19 protein-coding genes and 1 tRNA gene are annotated in these 19,508 nt (G+C 43.0%); 13 read left to right on the forward strand and 7 right to left on the reverse strand.

Going from position 1 to position 19,508, the window contains the following annotated elements; translation table 11 throughout:
* The first annotated feature begins 227 nt into the window (after positions 1-227).
* The 5 genes from AB8881_08550 to AB8881_08570 all read left to right on the forward strand — a co-directional run bounded on the left by AB8881_08550 (position 228) and on the right by AB8881_08570 (position 5,358).
* Positions 228-1,052 carry a TauD/TfdA dioxygenase family protein gene (locus AB8881_08550; GenBank protein XDZ62597.1) on the forward strand — a complete coding sequence of 275 codons (825 nt, stop codon included), beginning with the start codon at positions 228-230 and terminating at the stop codon, positions 1,050-1,052.
* Between the two features lie 161 nt (positions 1,053-1,213).
* Complete coding sequence (locus AB8881_08555) at positions 1,214-2,446, forward strand: amino acid ABC transporter substrate-binding protein (GenBank protein XDZ62598.1); 1,233 nt, start codon at positions 1,214-1,216, stop codon at positions 2,444-2,446.
* 217 nt (positions 2,447-2,663) lie between these two features.
* The gene (locus tag AB8881_08560; protein ID XDZ62599.1) at positions 2,664-3,569 is read left to right on the forward strand and encodes a branched-chain amino acid ABC transporter permease; all 906 of its coding nucleotides are present in this window, start codon (positions 2,664-2,666) and stop codon (positions 3,567-3,569) included.
* A 4-nt stretch (positions 3,570-3,573) separates the two neighbouring features.
* A complete protein-coding gene (locus AB8881_08565; GenBank protein XDZ62600.1) occupies positions 3,574-4,611 on the forward strand; it encodes a branched-chain amino acid ABC transporter permease in 1,038 nt (345 codons plus the stop codon).
* Positions 4,612-5,358, forward strand: coding sequence for an ABC transporter ATP-binding protein (locus AB8881_08570; protein XDZ62601.1), 747 nt, complete (start codon positions 4,612-4,614; stop codon positions 5,356-5,358).
* Here the strand turns inward: AB8881_08570 and AB8881_08575 are convergent.
* Positions 5,330-5,632 carry a hypothetical protein gene (locus AB8881_08575; protein XDZ62602.1) on the reverse strand — a complete coding sequence of 101 codons (303 nt, stop codon included), beginning with the start codon at positions 5,630-5,632 and terminating at the stop codon, positions 5,330-5,332. The genes AB8881_08570 and AB8881_08575 overlap by 29 nt on opposite strands.
* A 43-nt stretch (positions 5,633-5,675) precedes the next feature.
* Here AB8881_08575 and AB8881_08580 point away from each other — a divergent pair, with 43 nt between their 5' ends.
* Together AB8881_08580 and AB8881_08585 are read left to right on the forward strand one after the other, a co-directional pair.
* A complete protein-coding gene (locus tag AB8881_08580; GenBank protein ID XDZ62603.1) occupies positions 5,676-6,479 on the forward strand; it encodes an ABC transporter ATP-binding protein in 804 nt (267 codons plus the stop codon).
* Between the two features lie 142 nt (positions 6,480-6,621).
* Positions 6,622-7,842 (forward strand): MFS transporter, encoded by a 1,221-nt coding sequence (locus tag AB8881_08585; GenBank protein ID XDZ62604.1) that lies wholly within the window; start codon positions 6,622-6,624, stop codon positions 7,840-7,842.
* Between the two features lie 47 nt (positions 7,843-7,889).
* Here AB8881_08585 and AB8881_08590 read toward each other — a convergent pair whose 3' ends face one another.
* Complete coding sequence (locus AB8881_08590; protein XDZ62605.1) at positions 7,890-9,836, reverse strand: DEAD/DEAH box helicase; 1,947 nt, start codon at positions 9,834-9,836, stop codon at positions 7,890-7,892.
* Positions 9,837-10,243: 407 nt separating this feature from the next.
* On the opposite strand from AB8881_08590, the gene AB8881_08595 reads away from it, so the two are divergent.
* The 5 genes from AB8881_08595 to AB8881_08615 all read left to right on the forward strand — a co-directional run bounded on the left by AB8881_08595 (position 10,244) and on the right by AB8881_08615 (position 14,630).
* Positions 10,244-10,320 (forward strand) — tRNA-Arg (locus AB8881_08595).
* An 82-nt stretch (positions 10,321-10,402) separates the two neighbouring features.
* Entirely contained in the window at positions 10,403-12,064 is a 1,662-nt protein-coding gene (locus tag AB8881_08600) for a hypothetical protein (protein XDZ62606.1), read from the forward strand.
* Positions 12,064-13,512 carry a hypothetical protein gene (locus tag AB8881_08605; protein ID XDZ62607.1) on the forward strand — a complete coding sequence of 483 codons (1,449 nt, stop codon included), beginning with the start codon at positions 12,064-12,066 and terminating at the stop codon, positions 13,510-13,512. Before AB8881_08600 ends, AB8881_08605 begins: the two co-directional genes overlap by 1 nt.
* Positions 13,513-13,556: 44 nt before the next feature.
* Positions 13,557-13,913: a hypothetical protein gene (locus AB8881_08610; protein XDZ62608.1), complete on the forward strand. Its 357-nt coding sequence runs from the start codon at positions 13,557-13,559 to the stop codon at positions 13,911-13,913.
* 165 nt (positions 13,914-14,078) lie between these two features.
* Entirely contained in the window at positions 14,079-14,630 is a 552-nt protein-coding gene (locus AB8881_08615; GenBank protein ID XDZ62609.1) for a nuclease-related domain-containing protein, read from the forward strand.
* Here AB8881_08615 and AB8881_08620 read toward each other — a convergent pair.
* Positions 14,627-15,229 (reverse strand): tyrosine-type recombinase/integrase, encoded by a 603-nt coding sequence (locus AB8881_08620; protein ID XDZ62610.1) that lies wholly within the window; start codon positions 15,227-15,229, stop codon positions 14,627-14,629. The two genes, AB8881_08615 and AB8881_08620, sit on opposite strands and share 4 nt — an antisense overlap.
* Positions 15,230-15,417: 188 nt before the next feature.
* On the opposite strand from AB8881_08620, the gene AB8881_08625 reads away from it, so the two are divergent.
* Positions 15,418-15,999 carry a hypothetical protein gene (locus AB8881_08625; GenBank protein XDZ62611.1) on the forward strand — a complete coding sequence of 194 codons (582 nt, stop codon included), beginning with the start codon at positions 15,418-15,420 and terminating at the stop codon, positions 15,997-15,999.
* On the opposite strand, the gene AB8881_08630 is transcribed toward AB8881_08625, so the two are convergent.
* The 4 genes from AB8881_08630 to AB8881_08645 all read right to left on the reverse strand — a co-directional run bounded on the left by AB8881_08630 (position 16,000) and on the right by AB8881_08645 (position 19,370).
* Entirely contained in the window at positions 16,000-16,263 is a 264-nt protein-coding gene (locus AB8881_08630) for a hypothetical protein (protein XDZ62612.1), read from the reverse strand.
* Positions 16,264-16,451: 188 nt separating this feature from the next.
* The gene (locus AB8881_08635; GenBank protein ID XDZ62613.1) at positions 16,452-16,820 is read right to left on the reverse strand and encodes a hypothetical protein; all 369 of its coding nucleotides are present in this window, start codon (positions 16,818-16,820) and stop codon (positions 16,452-16,454) included.
* Between the two features lie 531 nt (positions 16,821-17,351).
* On the reverse strand, positions 17,352-17,849 hold the full coding sequence (locus tag AB8881_08640) for a hypothetical protein (GenBank protein XDZ62614.1): 498 nt from the start codon (positions 17,847-17,849) through the stop codon (positions 17,352-17,354).
* Positions 17,850-18,143: 294 nt separating this feature from the next.
* Positions 18,144-19,370 (reverse strand): tyrosine-type recombinase/integrase, encoded by a 1,227-nt coding sequence (locus tag AB8881_08645; protein ID XDZ62615.1) that lies wholly within the window; start codon positions 19,368-19,370, stop codon positions 18,144-18,146.
* Positions 19,371-19,508: the final 138 nt, after the last annotated feature.

Below are 19,508 nucleotides of genomic sequence, written 5' to 3' on the forward strand. Positions count from 1 at the left end.
TTGGTACCAGTTATAGCTAAATTTAGATCCAGTCAAACGGGCTTGCTTTTTTCCAAATCTAGGCGAAGATATTTTTTTGGGCAGGTCAAAAAATGCTGGAGTGTTCGGCCAATCAAGTCGCCAATCAAGTCACCAATCTAATCATTGTCACTATAATCGCAAGATCTTGACAGATGGCGAGGACAGCGCCTTGGCATTGTTTGTCCATAAGGGGGTAGGGTTTTTTCATGAAGGTAGTAGCGTTAGCACCGGCCATGGGCGCCGAAGTCACCGGCGTTGATCTCAGTGCATCAATTGACAAAGTTTTCATTGACGAGCTTCGTGCGGTTTGGCTCGAGCATCAGATGATTGTAATTCGCGGTCAGGACATAACGCCGGCCCAACAGCTTGCTTTTGCTGCTGCCATTGGCGAGCCGGATATCTATCCGTTTTTAACCGGACTTGATGGCTTTCCGATGATCACCGAGGTGTTAAAAAAGGAAGATGAAAAAGTCAATTTCGGTGGCATCTGGCATTCCGATACGACCTATCAGAAATGCCCGCCAATGGCGACTTTGCTCTATGCCAAGGAATTGCCGCCACTGGGCGGTGATACCCTGTTTGCCAGCCAATATGATGCATATAATCAATTATCAGACTCGCTTCGCGCGGTGCTGGACGGTTTATGGGCGGTCAATGCAGCCGGCAAGAAACGGGTAAGTTCTACCCGCAGTGAGCGGATCAAGGATTCGGGAAGCGGTGTTAATCCCGACGATCTGGTTGGTATTCATCCGGTTGTGCGCACCCATCCGGAAACTGGCCGCAAGGCGCTGTTCGTCAACCCGGCGCATACGGTCGCCTTTGATGGCTGGAGCGAGGAAGAAAGTCGTGGGCTTTTGGATTACATTTTCACCCATCAAATTTCGCCAGAATTTCAGTGCAGGTTGAAATGGCAGGTTGGCGATGTGGCCTTTTGGGATAATCGCTGCGTCCAGCATTATCCGCTGAATGACTATCATGGTTATCGCCGACTGCTGCACAGAATCACCTTAAAGGGGGATGAGCCGCGCTAGTTTTAGCCTCTATCAAGAGCCAATTTTTAGACGGTGATCATTTTTGTCGTGATTGGCTTTGGTTTTTTTTTCAATTCATACCATATCGTCCTTGGCAAGCCGGTGGAAATGTCGCATGGTTGTACACAACAACAACGTTCGATTCTGGGAGGAATTATAGAATGTATAAGAAGTACAGCGTAGCTATGGGCGCCGCTCTTGCGGTAGGGCTCGCAGGAATAGCTGGTAGCGCGATGGCAAAAGTCGAGGGGGATACTATTATCCTTGGTTCAGCAATCTCTCTTTCAGGGAAATACTCCACAAACGGCTTGCACACGCAAAAGGGGTATGATTTTGCTGCAAAGAAAATCAACGACGCTGGCGGAGTAAAGGTCGGCGGTAAATCATATAAGCTTGCGATCAAGTACTATGACGACGAATCTGCAGCATCGCGTGCGACGCAGCTTGCCGAGCGCTTGATCCAGCAGGATGGTATTCAGTTTATGCTCGGACCATACTCAACGGGCATGACCAAAGCCGTTGCGCCCGTAACTGAAAAATTTAAAGTGCCGATGGTTGAGGCTGAGGGTGCATCTCGTGCGCTGTTTACGCAGGGCTACAAATATATGTTTGCAGTGCTGTCTACCTCTGAATATTACTTGGCGCCAGTCCTTGACTTGGTGGCCCAAAAAGCCAAGTCGGGTTGGAAGGCTCCGAGTGATCTGCGAATTGGGATGGCCTTCGAGAATGATGGTTTCTCGCTCGATGTGCGTGCGGGTGTTCTTGATGTTGCAAAAAAATACAATATGAAGATCGTTATCGATGACAAGTTGCCGGCTGATTTGTCGGATATGTCGGCAACCTTGACCAAGTTCAAAGCGTTGAAGCCTGACATTCTGCTTGTTTCTGGTCACTCCAAGGGTGCAGCCACTGCAGCTCGCCAGATTGAAGAAATGAAGGTGCAGGCTCCGGTCATTGCGATCACGCACTGTGAGGCTGCAAAAGTTCCCCAAAAGTTTCCAAAGGCCGCTAATGGGATTCTTTGTCCAACGCAGTGGTTGAGTAACCTGCCAAACAAAGAGGAAATCTTCGGCGATGCAGGTACTTACGACAAGGAGTTCAAAGCTGCCTATCCAGAGTATGCGGCCGAAATTCCTTATCAGACCACTCAGGCTTCTGCTGCTGTGTTGGTGTTCAAGGATGCTTTTGAAAGAGCCAACAGCTTTGACCGTGATGCGGTTCGCGATGCACTAGCTGCAACAGATATGGACACCTTCTACGGCCCAATCAAATTTGCGCCGGAAGGTAACAATATCGCCAAGCCAATGTATTATCGTCAGATCAACGCTCAAGGTGGCTATGATAACGTAGTTACCTTTAAGGATATGGTTCACCCCCGGAAAGTGGACTACTAATACGTTATCCGACTAAAAGTTATCTGCTCGATGCAGGAAAAAATAGAAAGTCCGGCCGTTAGTCGGGCTTTCTTTTTATAATCCGTTATGCTAATCACCGCACAAAGTTTGCTATCCAGCTAGGGTAACTGGATTAACTGCGTTTTTTAAAATCATGAGTGGCCGCAACATGAGCTTGCGGGTAACATGTCTCTGAAATAATAGAGGACCTCGTTGAATGTTAGATAATTTACAATTGCTGTTCGTTCTTGCCCCCGTGATGAACGTGCAAATGATTTTTGATGGTATCTTTATTGGTGCTGTTTTCGCGCTCGCGGCGTATGGTCTGGCGCTTGTTTGGGGTGTCATGAACGTTAAAAATCTTGCTCAGGGAGACTTTGTTATCCTTGGAGGATTTTTGGCTTTTACATCGAATAATATGGGTATTCATCCCGTGTTATCGTTACCATTTGTTGCTGTAATTATGTTCATTTTTGGCCTGGTCGTTTACCAATTGGTAATCAAGCGGGTGATAGACAACGACATGTTCGTATCTTTGCTAGCGACGTTTGGCTTATCGTTGTTCTTGCAACAGGTAATGAACCTGATTTATGGGCCTGAAGTGCAAACTGTTGACTCGCACATGTACATCGCGACTATGTTCGACGGCTTTGTGACTGTGCCAACAGTAAAGATCGTGTCTCTGGGCTTGGCAGCTGTTTTTGCGACAGCAATTATCATATTTATGAAGCGATCTCGGATGGGTCAGGCCATCCGTGCCACAGCCCAGGATGCAAGAGCAGCGAGGGTGCTGGGCATTAATACAGATAGGGTTTATGCATTCACTTATGCATTAAATGCAGCTATTTGTGGTGTTGCTGGTGTCTTGGTCTCGATGATTTGGGTTATCCAGCCTTTCTACGGGATTGTGTACTCGTTACGTACATTTGCTATCGTAACGGCAGCTGGCCTGGGTAATCTTCCTGGTGTAATCGGGATGAGCTTTGTTCTTGGCTGGGTTGAACAATATGCCGGCATCATTGCTGGCGCTGAGTGGCAAATAGCGGCAGCGGTGTTTGTGCTGATTGGTGTTCTCTTATGGCGTCAGATTCAAATGCGCCGTCAAAGACAGGTGGTTCGGTAAGATCATGAATGAAAAAATCGCTTATATAGGGCTCGGCGTCTTTGGTGTTCTCGGCCCGTTCTTGTTTCCCGATTACACGTTGCAGATAGCGATGTTGTGGATCATGGTCCTCATGGCATCCACTTGGGACATTACCGGTGGCCAGATGGGTTATAACTCTCTTGGTAATATCACTTTCTTTGGCGTTGGCATGTATATTTCCGCTGCTGTGCAGGTGTCGATGTTCTATGACCTGGCTGACTACACCGCTTCTTATGGAGCGATTAAACCGGTTTTTACTGAGGCACAATACTACACCGGACTAAGTATTGGGATCATTGCAGCTGGGCTGGGATGTGTTGCGTTGTCTTTGTTATTAGGTCTTGCGGTGTTTGGCTTGCGTGGTCCTTATTTCGCAATCGGGACTTTGGGGGTTGCGGTAGCGGCACGTGAAGTTGCTGGCACTATCGATACGATTGGCGGAGGCGCGGGTATATCCATGCCATTCCTTCCGCTGCCCATTGAATACCGCTCAGCTTTTTTCTACGTGCTTTGCTTTGTTTTGGCTGTGTTGGCACATTTTGTTATTAGATGGTTGTTTAGCACTCAGTTTGGTTTGGCGGCGAACGCTATCCGAGATGACGAGGATAAAGCTGAAGCGATGGGTATTCCGACCTTGCGTTACAAACAGGTGGGGTGGGCGATTGCCGCATTCTTCATGGGGTGCATGGGGGCGGTCTTTGGTAACATGGTCGGCTACATCGAGCCGCTTGAGGTAGCTTTCCCAGTTGCTACATTCGGGATTTTTATGGTGGCGATGTCCCTACTTGGCGGTAAGGGTACATTGTGGGGCCCTGTGCTCGGTGCCATTTTGTTCCACATTGTCAAGGAAACCACTTGGACATATTTGCTCGGTTTGCAATGGGTTGTCCTGGGTCTGATACTCATTGTCAATATCGTGTATTTCCAGCAGGGCATTATGGGGTGGCTGCAGGCGAAATACCCAGAAAAATTTGGCATTGTTGTCGATCGTTCAAACACACAAACGAAAGAGGAGGCATAGATGGCTGATCCGATTATCGCAGTTGAAAACGTCTCTAAATCTTATGGTGGTGTTAAAGCTAACGTGGATATATCGATGGCTGTTGAGCGTGGCTCAATAACAGGCATTATAGGTCCGAACGGCTGTGGCAAGACAACATTGTTCAATTCGATTGTGGGATATCATCCAATTGATAGTGGTTCGATCAAATTTGACAATACCGAAATATCAGATCTACGTGTTGGCGATATTGCACGTCTTGGAATGTTGCGGACTTTTCAGCAGACCCGCATTTATAGCAAGATGGATTGTGTTGATAACATGCAGATTTCGGTATCGCACCGAGACGGTTCGAAAAACTCTATGTTTGCCAGTCGTCGTGGTGAAATACGCGACCGTGCTGAGCATTTGCTTGAATTTGTCGGTCTTTATTCCAAGCGGAATCTGATCTCTGGCGATTTGTCCTTTGGTCAGCAAAAGCTGTTGGAATTTGCGATGGCATTGATGAACGAGCCAAAAGTGCTGCTTCTTGATGAACCTACTGCCGGTATCAACCCGACATTGATCAATGGATTGATTGACCGGTTAAGACGGGCGAATGAAGAGCTTGGCATCACCTTATGTGTGATCGAACATAATATGCGGGTGATCATGAACCTGGCATCGCACATCTATTGCCTGTCAAACGGCAAGATGCTGGCGAGTGGCAAACCAGAAGATTTGCAGAATGATCCACGCGTTATTGACGCGTATCTTGGAGGGCACTAATGGCCAAAGAACCTGTGAAAAAGACTGCTGCAAAAGCTGCGGCTACAAAAAAGGCACCAGTAAAAAAGCCAGCCGCCAAAGCAGCTTCGCCAAAGAAAGCTGTTAGCAAGCCAGCCGTGAAAAAGGCTCCAGCCAAAAAAGCTGTAGTTAAGAAAGCTTTGGCTAAAAAAGCTCCAGCCAAAAAAGCTGTGGCAAAAGCAGCAGCGGTGAAAAAAGCGCCGGTAAAAAAAGCCGCCGTTAAAAAAGCGTCGGCAAAAGCGGTAAAAAAGACCAAAAAGAACGTTAGCGGCTATGGCGGCGGTTCGGTTGATGTGGTGATGTCGGTTGATCAGGTTGCCCGCGAAGCAGCTTCGATTGCGGCCAACGCACCCACCAGCAAGGAACTGGAAAAGCTGGCTAATAATGAGAATTATCTGACCATCAACAACCTTCGGGCTGGCTATGGCAAAATGGAAATTTTGCATGAATTCAGCCTGCGCATTGGACGCGGTCAGTCATTGTGCCTGATCGGGCCGAATGGTGCCGGTAAATCAACCGTGCTGCATTCGATCTTTGGCTTTACCAATATCTTTTCCGGCTCGATCATCGTTGACGGGAAAGACGTAACAGCGTTGACTCCATCGCAAAAACTGTCAGAAGCAGGCATTGCATACATCCTTCAGGATAAGTCAGTGTTCCCGCAAATGACTGTTGAGGAAAACTTGCTGATGGGTGGCTTTTTGAAAGACCGTCCAGCCGAGGCAAAAGCTGCTGCTGAAATGGTGTTTGATAAATATAGCCGTCTCGCTGATCGCCGTGACAAACCTGCAGGGGTTCTCTCGGGTGGTGAGCGCCGTCTGTTGGAAATTTCTCGGGCGTTGGTCATGCAGCCGCAGGTTCTTCTTGTTGACGAGCCGTCAATTGGTCTTGAGCCGCGCTTCATCGACATGGTGTTTGAAATTCTTGATGACCTTCAAAAGAAGGACGGCAAGACAATCATCATGGTTGAACAGAATGCCAAAAAAGGCCTGGCCTTTGCCGATATTGGCTATGTTCTTGTGTCGGGTGAAACGGCGATTGCCGATACTGGCAATGCATTGCTGGAAAATCCGGACGTTGGCCGGTTGTTCCTTGGCGGCTAAGCCCGACCAAAAAGCAAAGATTAAGAGCATCGCAAGGGCTTTCCTGCGGTGCTTTTTTTTGGCGCCGCCCACAAACCCACAAATCCACAAACTCAAAAACGCTTGGCAAGCCAGCAATTACATGACGACAGGCTTGTGATAAATGGTACCTACTGATCACCCGAAAAGACTTTTGGCTCTTGTCAGTTTTGCTGGAATACTGGCGTTGCTCAGCTTTGCCTTATGGCCGGTTTTTCTTATCAGCCTTGGGCAGGAATGGGGCCTTAGCAATACCGATATTGGTTTCGTCAGCGGTGCCTATTTTATAGGATATCTGGTGGCAACGCCAATTCTGGTAGGGTTGACTGACCGGATTGATGCACGGCTGGTCTTTTTGGGCGGCTGTGCTTTTGGCGGGGTTGGCTGTCTCGGCTTTGGACTAGTGGCCGATGGTTTCTGGTCTGCGTCATTAACATGGGCTTTGGTGGGGGCTGGTCTTGCCGGCACCTATATGCCCGGTTTGCAAATTCTAAACGCCCGGCTGGATGATGCGGCACGGGTACGATCGGTGCCGTGGTATACGGCCTGCTTTGGCATTGGAACCGGTGCATCATTTGGCGTGATGGGGACAGTTCTGGCCTTTGCTGACTGGCAGGTTGCGGCCTATCTTGGGGCGGGCGGATCGGTGCTGGCGGCATTGCTTGTGCTGTTTCAGGTTCAAGCCTGCCCACCGGCGCCATTGCCCGCCAGCCAGAAAAAACGCCATCCACTGGATTTGCGGCCGGCCTTCCGCAAACCGGTTGCGCTTGGCTATATTTTTGCCTATGCCACCCATACTTATGAGCTGTTTGCCTTTCGGACATGGAGCTTTGCGCTGCTGGTTTTTCTGGCAGGTCGCGCCGATGGTGGTTTTGGGATTGGTGCTGTGACCACGATTGTGAGCCTGATCACGGTTACCGGGATGTTGGCATCATTGCTAGGCGCCCAAATATGCCTTGCCTACGGACGGCATCGGGTAATTGCGCTGATCGGTGCCACAACCGCTCTGGTCAGCCTGCTTGTGGCTTTTAGCCTTACCGGGCCGGTCTGGTTAGTGGTGCTGGGATTGTGGGTTTACAATGGCTTTATCATGCTGGATTCGGGCGCGTTGACAACGGGAACAGTCGAGGCAGGTGATCGGCATGATCGCGGCGCGCTGCTGGCGGTACATTCGATGATTGGCTTTGGCGGCGGCGCACTTGGCGGGCCTGTCGTTGGTTATGTGCTGGATCAGGCTGGCGGTGCTGACATGATTGGCGCCTGGTTTTACGCGCTGCTCGCAATGGGGGCGGGGTCGGCGATTGTGTTTATTATCCAGCGACATTTCTGGCGCCGGATGGCCTAAACCGTCCAGCGCCATATTTGCAATCTTCAGATGGCTAGCAACGGTGATTACCGGCGCCGCTTTAGTGTGCCCTGACCACCTTGAGGGTTGGCGCTTTTGCCGCGGCGTGGTGGGCCGACTTTACGAGATTTTGGTGCTGGTGACGTGGCGCGGTCTGCAGGTTTGCCGCGATCAGATGCGGGTTTCTGTGCTGCTGACTTGTCACCGAAATTAGGCCGTTTGTTGAAAGCGGGCTTGCTGCCAAAAGGCTTTTTACCGCGTGCTGGTTTCTCACCAAAGGACGGCTTTGTATTCCGTCCCGGCTTTTGGTCACCGCTTGCAGGCCTGTCGCGGCCAGATGCATCATCACGCCCTTTAAACCGGCTAACACGTTTTTCAAACCCATCGCGTTTTTGAAAGCCATCGCGCTTCGACCAATCATCACGCCGATCATCGCGTCTATCGGACGCATCACGCCGTGGCCGATTATCTCGTCTTTCAGATGTGTCACGCTGTGGACGATTATCGGCGTCTGCCCGCTTGGCAAATGGCCGTGATTGACGACGCTCGCCATCAAACGGCTTGCTGGTGCGGGCTGAATTGGCTGATGGACGGCCCGCTGATGGACGGCCCGCTGATGGACGGCCATCTTGGCGCCGATCAGACGCATCACCCCGTGGCGGATCATCACGCCGATCATCACGACGTGGTCTATCATCGCGCCGATCATCACGTCGGGCACCTTGGCTACGATCACCTTGGCTGCGAGAGCGTGCCCCTTGCGGAGGCCGCCGCCGGCCGCGTGCGGCACCGCCGCTTGCTTTGAAATCGGTAACAGCTGTTCCGTCTAGCTCATAAAGCTCTACCCGTGCGCCAACCGCTGCAATAATAGCTGCCAGCTTATTGCGCTCGTCTGGCGCACAAAATGATAGGGCAAGCCCGCCAAGACCAGCCCGGCCAGTCCGCCCAATGCGGTGAACATAGGCCTCGGGCGTATCGGTAAGGTCGAAATTGATAACATGGCTTAGGCCAGCAACATCAATACCGCGCGCCGCAACGTCGGTTGCAATCAAAGCGCGCAACTGGCCGCTGCGAAAATTGCGAAGCACTTTCTGACGCAAGGTCTGGCGCATATCGCCGTGCAGTGCATCAACAGCGAAACCGCGGACTTCCATAAATTTCGCCAAGGCATCGGCGCGGCGTTTGGTACGCACGAAAATCAGGCTTTGGCCGGTATCATGTTCATTCAGGATGTCGCATAGCCGGTCACGCTTGTCACCCTCGCTCATCAAGGTCACGCGCTGCGTCACCTTATCGGCGGTGATGCCGGTTTGTGGCGCTTTGACATGTGCCGGGTCGGTCAGGAACTGTTTGGCTAGCGTTTCAATTTCGGGCGGCATGGTCGCTGAAAACAGCATGGTTTGCCGGGTGCGTGGCAGGCTAGCGGCGATACGCTTGATCGGTGGGTAGAAACCCAGATCGAGCATATGGTCAGCCTCATCCAGTACAAAATGGGTGATGCCGCTGGGATCAAAGGCACCGCGATCCATCAAATCTTCAAGCCGGCCCGGCGTCGCCACAACAATGTCAACACCGCGGCGTAACCCGCGAATTTGCGCATCATAACGGGCACCACCAAATACGGCAAGATGCCGGATATTCAGATCCGCCGACAATTTACTGACATTCTGTTCAATTTGATTGGCAAGCTCGCGTGTTGGCGCAAGGATCAATGCCTTTGGCGGCTGTCCGGCGCGAACCGCGGCGCTATAGCCAAGATGCGTCATCAATGGCAGCAGAAATGCAGCGGTTTTGCCAGTGCCGGTTTGGGCAAGCCCGATGAGGTCTCGGCCTTCCAGCAAAAGCGGTATTGACATGGCTTGAATGGGGGTTGGTGCAACCAGGCCTTCGCGGGCTAGCGTTGCCAGCATCAATTCGGGAAGGTCGAAACTGTCAAAGCTGACAGGCGGTGTTGGGGCCGAAATTTCGGCAGGGTCTTGATTCATATCTGACATAAGTTTGTTTTCTAGCGCATGGCTTTTCGCGAAGGTAGCATCGCCCCTAGCGCGCCACATCTTTGGCGGTCTTATGCGCCTTGAGACCGCATTTGTCAATGAAAGGAACTTTGCGTATATAAACGGGCGTGAAGATTGCCAGGTAAAACAACCACCTTTGCTGCTCAATGGTCGCTTATCGCTGATGGCTCATTGCTTATTTCTGGCCACTGGCATTCCAAGATAAATTCGGGCATAAGAGGTTTGTGATCCCGTAGCTCATCAGGATAGAGCGACAGATTCCTAATATTTGTATAGATTATAGTGTATTGTTTTAATTACGAAATAATGTGTTGATATTTTTTGTTAATAAATTGTTAAAATTTGCTTTTGTTAAAATCATTTGATATTAGTTAGTTGTGTGGTTTGGTCCGTTAGCTCAGATGGATAGAGCATCAGTTTCCTAAACTGAGGGTCAGAGGTTCGAATCCTCTACGGATCACCACACTGATCATAAAAAATTGATCTGTATCCATCTATGTGATCTCATTTGATCAGAAACCATTTCTGTTCCGAAATGAGATTTAATGGATCGTATTTTTATTCCTACGGTCAATAGAGTTGACCGACAGATCACATATAATGGGTTACCAAAATCACTTCAAAAGAAAGTGACTATGGTTGTCCAACATTGGGAACGACCTCAATACAAATACGATTGTGATTATTTGGTTTTACCTAAGAAGTTGGATTTGTCTGATCCGATGTGTTTACCAAAAAGTAGGGAAATCATTTATAGGGAAGGTAGGAACATCAAATATTCGGTTATTGATGATGATCTTATTTTCAAAAGAAGGAACCAAAAGAGATTTGGATTACCTTCCGATATGGAAAAGAGTAGTAGGTTATGTACCAATAAAGATGTAACCGAAATGTTTAAAACATTTTCCAAATGGTTGGATGATCCAACTGTTACTTTTTGTGGTCCATCACAAATCCAAAATATTCCCTCAACAGACTTTTATAAGAACAACCAATCCATCAGTAGTTTTGTCTGTTTCAATGGATCAGATTTTAAAGATGTGTTGGATGATTTACCCACCACTGAAGTGAGGTATGGGGAAGATACGATATTCTTTTTAAGTCTTTTAAGTAGAGGTTTTGGAAATAGAGTTTCCCATTTATTTTGTTTTGGTAATGAAAGTTTAAAAGGAAAAATACCATCGGATGTTTGGGATAAAACCAAATACAACGATGTTTGGAGGGATCATAAGAAGATAGAAAAAATGTTCCCTCAGTTTTTCAAAATCCCATTGGATGAAAATGGAAAACGAATAGAAGGTGGGTTTAGAAATTTCGGTAAGGTCCGAACCTATTGGTCAAAATGTTACCAATCATCTCAGTTCAAATCACAAAAGAGTGGTAAAAAAATGAGTTATAGATTTAGAGGTCACAACCGTATCAACCTCAATGATGATTTAGAAAATGAAATCAAACAACGGTTCGATGATGACAGAGAAAATCGATTTCAACTGTTTTTATTGAGTAGTTCTATTCGGAAGAAGTATTTGGATAAGACTACCAACCAATACACTAAAGAATTTCAAAAATGGTATTCTGACAAAAAACTAACTGACTATTACGGATCATTGTCAAATTTCACCAAATACTGTGGTTGTGGTGAAGTGGTTAATTATGTTGGTACCAAAACATCAGATCCCCAAAAATACCTAAAACAATTACCCTTATCAGTTGGATCACTTTACGAACTTTCGATGGTTCTTAAATCTGATAAAGATCTGTTCAATATCCTTCTTCATTACACACCAAAACGAAAATCAGTTGATGAACCAAAGTTTGATTGGATCACCAAAAGACCACCACTCATTAGATCTAATCAAACTGAAAAGGGTGTGAGAGATTGGAGACAAAAGTGGGAGAATCCACCACCACCGAAACCAAAAAGAACCGATAAACGAACTTTGAAATTTCTTACGATTACTGTGAATGGTGAGTTGTTCGATTTCGATAAAAAGAATGGTGATAAAATCGGATGTGTTGATTTGAATGATGTTGAGAATTTTCTAACTAAGGTTAGGAAACTGATTACCAAAGAAAACGAACATCAATTTCTGATCACAGATGAAATGGAGTATCTCACTGATGGGTACTTCAAACGAAAAGATCAAACGGATGTAACGAAAAATCTGAAGGGTGGTAAAAAAGATACCACTAAGAAATACAAATAATGGGGAAGATAAAGAACAACATCGAAGTAGTAGAAACCACATCATACGATGATTTGGTTGATGAGGTTAATAAGGTTGAGAAATACGAATTAGGTTATCAACCACCAAAACCAAAAGGTAAGAAATCTGATTACCCATTTGTGTTGAAAGTTCATTGTTGGAACATCACCGATACACAAAAATTCTGTGAAACAATCGGTAAATCACTAAGTAGTGATAAAACAAAATTCACCTACACATCACATCAATCAAAAGATCCGAAGTTTGTTGAGAAAAGGAAAAATCCGTTTCCTAAGAAAACCTCACACAAAGATCGAATTGAATCACAACTTTGGAAAAATACGGTTGAGTTTTGGAACGATGGTTGGAGACCCTACATTACCTTTCACATCACCTTCAAAAATCAAAAATCTCATATGGAGTTTACGAAGAAGGTGAAACAAAGGTTATCGTTAAACCTTCCATATATGAACTTTCCTTTTAGAGAACCAAAGAAGTGGAAGTATTGGTGGGTTTGTCGAAGTGAAACGGTGAAACCTCAATATCCAATTTACATAGTTTCAAAGAATAGAGGTGATAGTCGTTTAACCTCAAAGTGTTTGGAACGGTTAGGTATCCCTTATTACATCGTAATAGAACCACAGAATTACGATGAATACAGTTGTATGATCGATAAAGAAAAGATCTTAGTTCTTCCGTATTCAAATAGTGGTGATGGTGTTGGTAGAAGCCGTAATTGGGTTTGGGATCACTCAACCCAAATGGGATTCAAACGACATTGGGTGATGGATGACAACATCACTGATTTCTTCAGATTGTACGGAAATAGAAAACTTCCTATCGGTGATGGTGGGATGTTTAGGGTTTGTGAGGAGTTTGTTGATAGGTTTAAGAATGTACCTATTAGTGGTCTCCAATATGATTTCTTTTGTGTAGATAAAGTACCTCATCCACCGTTTGTTAGAAATTGTAGGATCTATTCGGTTCTACTGATTGAAAATAGTTGTCCTTTCAGATGGAGAGGTAGGTACAACGAAGATACAATTTTGAGTTTAGATGTACTTAAACATAAGAAATCCGATCCATCGTTGTATGAACCACAGTTCGATATCAAAAATTACAAAAAGGATGGTTGGAAAGGAGATCTATGTACAATCCAATTCAATTGTCTACTTCAACATAAATCACCTACTCAAAACTTAGGTGGTGGTAATAGTGATGAGTTCTATTTCAAAGAGGGTACTTACAACAAATCAAAGATGTTGGAGGTCATTCACAATGATGTGAGTAAGGTGGATTGGAGATTTAGTAGGTATCACCATACGGTTAACTACAATCCATTTAAGGGTAATGAACTTCAGTATGTGGACGGTTATGATCCATCAAAGAATAAGAGTGAAACTGAACTTTTTGAGTTCGATAGGGTGAAGGATTACTTCAAAAAATGATTTCGGATCCGAAATGGGAAATTGAGGTTTAGGGAACTAATTTGATGAGATGGGTTTTTCTAATATTGATAGGTGTGTTGTGTTGGGGAGGATTTGTTCAACACACTCACAATGAGGAAGGTGTAAAGGAGGGTGTTGAGGAACTGTTTACAAAGAATGGTTACTCAAACATTGTAGTTAGTGGTGTAAATCTTCCGATATCCTATACTTTCCTATCACAAAAGGTTGTGAGTGAAGTGTTCATAAAAAGGGATGGTAAAGACCAAAAGATTGATGTGACTATCACACCAATAGAGGGTTTCCCTATCATTTCAATATTTCTTCCACCATCATTTTACATAGAGGTAAACAACTTTGAGAATTTAGGTTTGGATTTTCTGAAGTGGTTGTTTGAAAAATAACAACAGAGATAGAAAAACGGAATATGAACAATGAGTTGGTATTACTACATAATCATCTGTGTTCTGTTGATGGTAGTGATCGGATCTCTGAGATCAAACAGATACAAAAAATCCTCCTACTACCAAAGTACTAAAAAATCCCTTTCCCAATTGGATAAAGGTGAATTGGGAGAATATCAAATTTGGGAGGAATTGGAGTGGTACGAAAAAGATGGAGGAAAGTTTCTTTTTAACCTCTATATTCCTAAACCAAATGAAGAGACTACAGAAATCGATGTAGTTCTTATTCACCCTAAAGGGTTCTTTGTCATTGAAAGTAAAAACTACAGTGGTTGGATCTTTGGTAATGATAAAAACCGATATTGGACACAAACTTTACCGATGGGTAGAGGTCGTCAAAGTCACAAAGAAAGATTTTACAGTCCTCTAAGACAAAATGGATCACATATCAGATATCTCAAAAGAGTTCTGAATGAGACTGTACCAATGTGGTCACTGATAGTTTTTTCAAATGAATGTACATTTAAGGGTGTATCAGTTTCATCTGAAAAACGGTTTAGGGTAATTCACCTCAATGAATTGAGATCTACGGTCAAACAACTCATAGATGAAACAGAAGAAGTTCTTTTTTCCGAAGAGGACATCCAATGGATGTATGAAGAACTTTATCCGTTCACCACAGAAGATGAGGAAGTCAAAATCAAACATAAGAGTTAGATCAGATCAACTACTTTCCTTTGAGATTCACTATCACCCTCAATGTATCTTTGAGTAGTTTGTAGTGATCTATGACCTACCATCATCTGAATATCCCTCAATGATCCACCAACTAATGATATCCGTTTAGATGTTTCGGTGATAAATGTTCTTCTCCCACTATGAGATGAACACCCCAATAAACCTAATCTCCGATACCAACTCTGAAACATATTCACTACACATTGAGAAGTTGTGAAAGGTGATCTCTCAGTTCGAACTACAAAAGAGGTATCGATGTTAAAAGATCGGTACATCCGTTGTTGTTGATCCAACAATTCAATGAGATTTTTACGAAGGTCTTTGTTGATAGGTATAATTCGTCCACTGAGACCTTTAGAACTTCTATTAGTAAGATTAATATGATCAGACACTTTACCATCACTATCACAAACCTCTTTCCAACTGAGTTGTGAGATTTCTTTAGATCGAAGACCACCTTTTACGGACAAAAGGAATATGGTTTCATTTCTTAAACCATTCCTTTTTGACCGAAGGTAAGACCTCATCATTTCGATTTGTGATTTATTGAGTGTCTTTGATTGTTTACCTATTCCCATAATTTGTCTCCAAACTGATTATCAAATTATGGTTCCTAATTATATCATCATCAGTTATTTTTAACACCCCTTTTTAGGTATTAAATTACTGAATAAACTCAATATTTTATGAAATCTGATTATACTTTGTAAATTCTATAATCAGTGGTCTATAGTTGGATTAGATACCATTTTTTTTGAGTTGTTTGATGTCTGAAGATCTGAAGTTTACCAACAAACAAAAGAACATTCGTATGGAAGGTGAGGAAGGTAGTACTCAAAACCGATTACGGTATGAACTGTACACCGAAGGTTTCAAACGAATTAAAGAAGGTTTGGAAGAAGAACGATACTTTGAGGTGTGTTGTATTGTTGATTCAATTATCAATGATCGTCTCACAGCATTAATCCAAACAATTAAAAACGATGACGGTATCGATTACACCTACCAATCAGTAGGTATGGTGATACGAACTCTGTTTAAGATTGTTAAAGAAGATAAGATTTTACTATCAACAGATTTTAGGAAGTTGATGAGTAATATTGAACAGATTTGGTTACCTAAACGAAACTTTGTAAGTCATTCGTTTGTTGGTGTTACACCATCCAACATAGATTTGAATTTAGAGGATCGATTACAGATCGTAAAAGAATGTGGTGAATTGGGTTCTAAGTATTGTAGGGATCTGACAACTGAATGTGATAAAATGATTCACATCATCAAAAATTACGGAATTCCATACAAAACCCCATTCAGTAATAGAAAATCAAATACTGAATGGGATACGTAATTATTTCTTTGAACCTACCAAACCTTTTTTCATCCGATTAAGTAGTTGAGAGTCGTTTGAAGAAACACCAATCCCTAATCCACCAATATATGAAAGTAAGTTGTTCTGTTGAGAGATCAGATCGTTCTGTTTCTTTGGGTCAGTTTCAGTTTGAATCCGTTGTGATAAACCCCTCATTTTGAGTACCAAACCACCTACAACGAATTTTACCCATAGTGGATATTTACCTTCATTGATGGTGATAAATTGTTTGAAACTGTACATCTACACCTCCAATACAATGATGGTGTAGTTTTTTTGATTGGTAGTTCGTTTAAGTTCTTTATCGATCTCATCAATTTGTGAGTTATCAACGTAATCGAATTTTCTAATCTTTTTGACCTTCACCTTTTGTACGTAAGAATTGAGTTCTGATTTGGATAACTCAAAATTTTTGTTGGTGATTGGATAGATCATTTCAATTCACCTAACCTACCTAAACCACTGACGTCTGACCAATCATCGTTATGGTAGTCAGATTTTAATGGGATCATTGGTTTGTCATCATCATCAAAGTAACTATCCGTTGATGTAGTCGGTCGTTCTGATGACGGTTGGGTTCTGAATGATTTGTTTTTGTGAGATCTAAGTTTCACATCATTGAGGAGTGATTGAAGTTTATCATCCTCTTTGAGTTGTTGATGTTCAGATCTTAACCATTGTTCCATCAGTGTATTGATGATGGAGGTTCTACTAATTCGTTTGAATTTAACTAAATCATCGAATGAGGTTTTAAGGTGATTTGGACAATAAAAGGTAATGGAAGAACTATTGGTATTCATTTTGACTCCTTAGTAGATCATAAACTCATCCAATGTCATTGGAGGTCGTTTGTTAGGGTAACGTTCATAAAATTCTTCAATGTGATAGGTTTCTAAATATGTATCTTCATCAACTGTTGGGTAGTTGTAGATAAGGACTGAAAAGAAATCGATTAACTGTTGTTCAGTAAAAGTTTTCATATCGTTTTTGAGATATTTGATCAGAGTTTTGAACTGTTTGAACGATATAAGTAGATTTGATTGTAGCCTTTCTTTGATGGTTATCATTATGGGTTTCACATAGAAAATATGTTTCTTAGAGATATAAATAGTTAAGTGTTTACGGAGTACAGATGATCTGTGTTGGTACTGTTCTTCGTTAACAGTTTGATGGTGGGTAGGTGGTTTTTGATAAGGTTGTGATAGACTATTCATTTGGTATTCTTTCGTTTGGTTATTAGATTTTTGATACTGTTGATGAATAAAGTGTTGTTGGTTCCAACACCTTTCACCGTACTTAGAAATGTTGATATCGATTGGGTGGTAGGAAATTTATTTCGACAAACCAATGTGTGTATTTTCCCAATCGATATCAGACATAAGATCGATCTTCGATCTGTCTTTTAAGAGGTAATCTAACCAACCATCAGAATAGATTTTACGAACATCTGTATGGTGATAACCGAATGAAGTCTTTGACCAACATTCGTTGATTACCTCTTTGAATTCATCAAATTGGAGACGATTAGGTTTTTCTAAAATCAAATGAATGTGAGGTCGTTTGGTATGGGGAGAAACTTCCATCACTACAAATGACTTCAATCGTTTTCCGTATCGATGAAAACTGTTTTTGAAGGTGTATTGGTTAATTCGGTTCAGAAAATGTTTGGTGTTTTGTATTGATCTGATCTTATCGTTCCAACACTTAGTTTCATCTTTACCGATGAAGTATTTCTTTTCCGTAAGTGTCACCGACAGTGGTTCGTTGAACTGAACATTCGATAAGAATTCGTAGATTTTTGTTCTTTTGTAATCCTTCTGATCAATCATCTTCTGAAACTTATTTTTAATTACACCTTAATTACCGTTTAATTATTTAGTTAAAATTATTTATATCGGTGGACCGTAGACTTTGGTCTTAGGTGTAAAAAAAATTGTTAAAATTTGGTCAAAATAGAAATCTCATTTCCTTTCCGAAATGAGTTTTTTTCCATTTCGGATCAGAAATGAAAATCAGAGGATCATTGGTGAATCGTAGGTGATCACTGAGTACGGTCTAATGGTAATAATGATGGAAACCATTACTTTTTCGTTAGAGTGACTCTACGATTAAATTAGGGATTGTTAGTTGAACAGAAAATCAATCTTTGAAGGTTGATCTTTGGTGAATGAGTTTTTGGTAACTTCTGAAACAACATTGGGATCTCTGTTTCTGAGATGACCATAATACAATTCAATCATATCGATTGAGGTACCTACATTTGATGATAGTTGGTAGATGTTTACCCCTTCCATCAACCTCATTGTGATGTAGGTATGTCGTAGTGAGTAAGGTGTTCGTTTCTTTCCATCACTATCGACATCTAAACCAACCTTTTGGAGTAGAGTGTTGAAAGAACCTTTGTAGGATTTTATTGGTTTTCCGTTTGGATTGACCAATACACATTCTGAAGGTGATGGTGGATGACCTAATTCTTTAGTTCTAAATTCATAAAGTCGTTTGAAGTATCTTTCGATACCAACATTACAAATTACATCTCTCCTATCGGTTTTACCTTTAACGGTAATTACAACTCTTTCATCACCAATAAGATCTTTAGTTGTGGAGATGTCTGACCACTTCAAACTTCTCATTTCTGTACCACATCGGATACCACTGTTCCCTAATATGAGGACATACTGTTGGGTGTAGAACCTTTGACGGTGAATTCTACTGTTGGGGTGTTTGATCCACTCCCTCATAAATTCATAAAGTTTTCTCCACTCATCTTTGGTGAAGTCAGATCTACTATTGATCTTCAACTTCGGTTTAGGGATTGGTGGGACGGTGGTCAGATATCCTTTTCTCCTACCGAAATCGAAAATCTTTTTGAGTACGGTTAGGTGGTGTCTAACAGTTACATTTGAAAAATTGTTTTTGAACTGAAGTGAAATGAATGAGGTGATCAGATCTTCAGTAATTTCATCAATCGGTGTTTTACCAAAGAAAGGTTTTAGGTGTGATATCGAAATTTGTTTGTTACCATTTTTGTACTGTTCAGATTGTTCTCTAAACAAAACATCAATTTCACCAATCCATTCGTTAACTACTTTTTCAAATTGAGGTGAGGTGATTACTTCACCTCTTCGAATTTTACCTTCCAATTCATAATACAGATCTTCGGAAAATCTTTTACCTTCGTTGAAGTCAGAAGTTTTAGTAGAACGAATTACATACCCTTTCGTATTGGGGATTTTTAACCTAACATTCCATTTGGGATTTTTAAGGTGGGGTCGTCGATACATAACGATCCTACCGTCATTACGGAGATCAACATAATCATCATAATTCTTTGGGGTTTTACCTTCCATACATCAATAGTAATTTAGATGAAGGATTAAGTAAATTTGTTAATGATTTGTTAATAGTGTTTTTGATTGATTTATGGTTGATGTAGTAGTTAAGTTATTGTAAGTTAATGGATATGGTGAGGTTAGGTTTATAGAGAA

The sequence above is a fragment of the Alphaproteobacteria bacterium LSUCC0396 genome (genome assembly GCA_041228345.1).
Taxonomy (GTDB): domain Bacteria; phylum Pseudomonadota; class Alphaproteobacteria; order Puniceispirillales; family Puniceispirillaceae; genus UBA3439.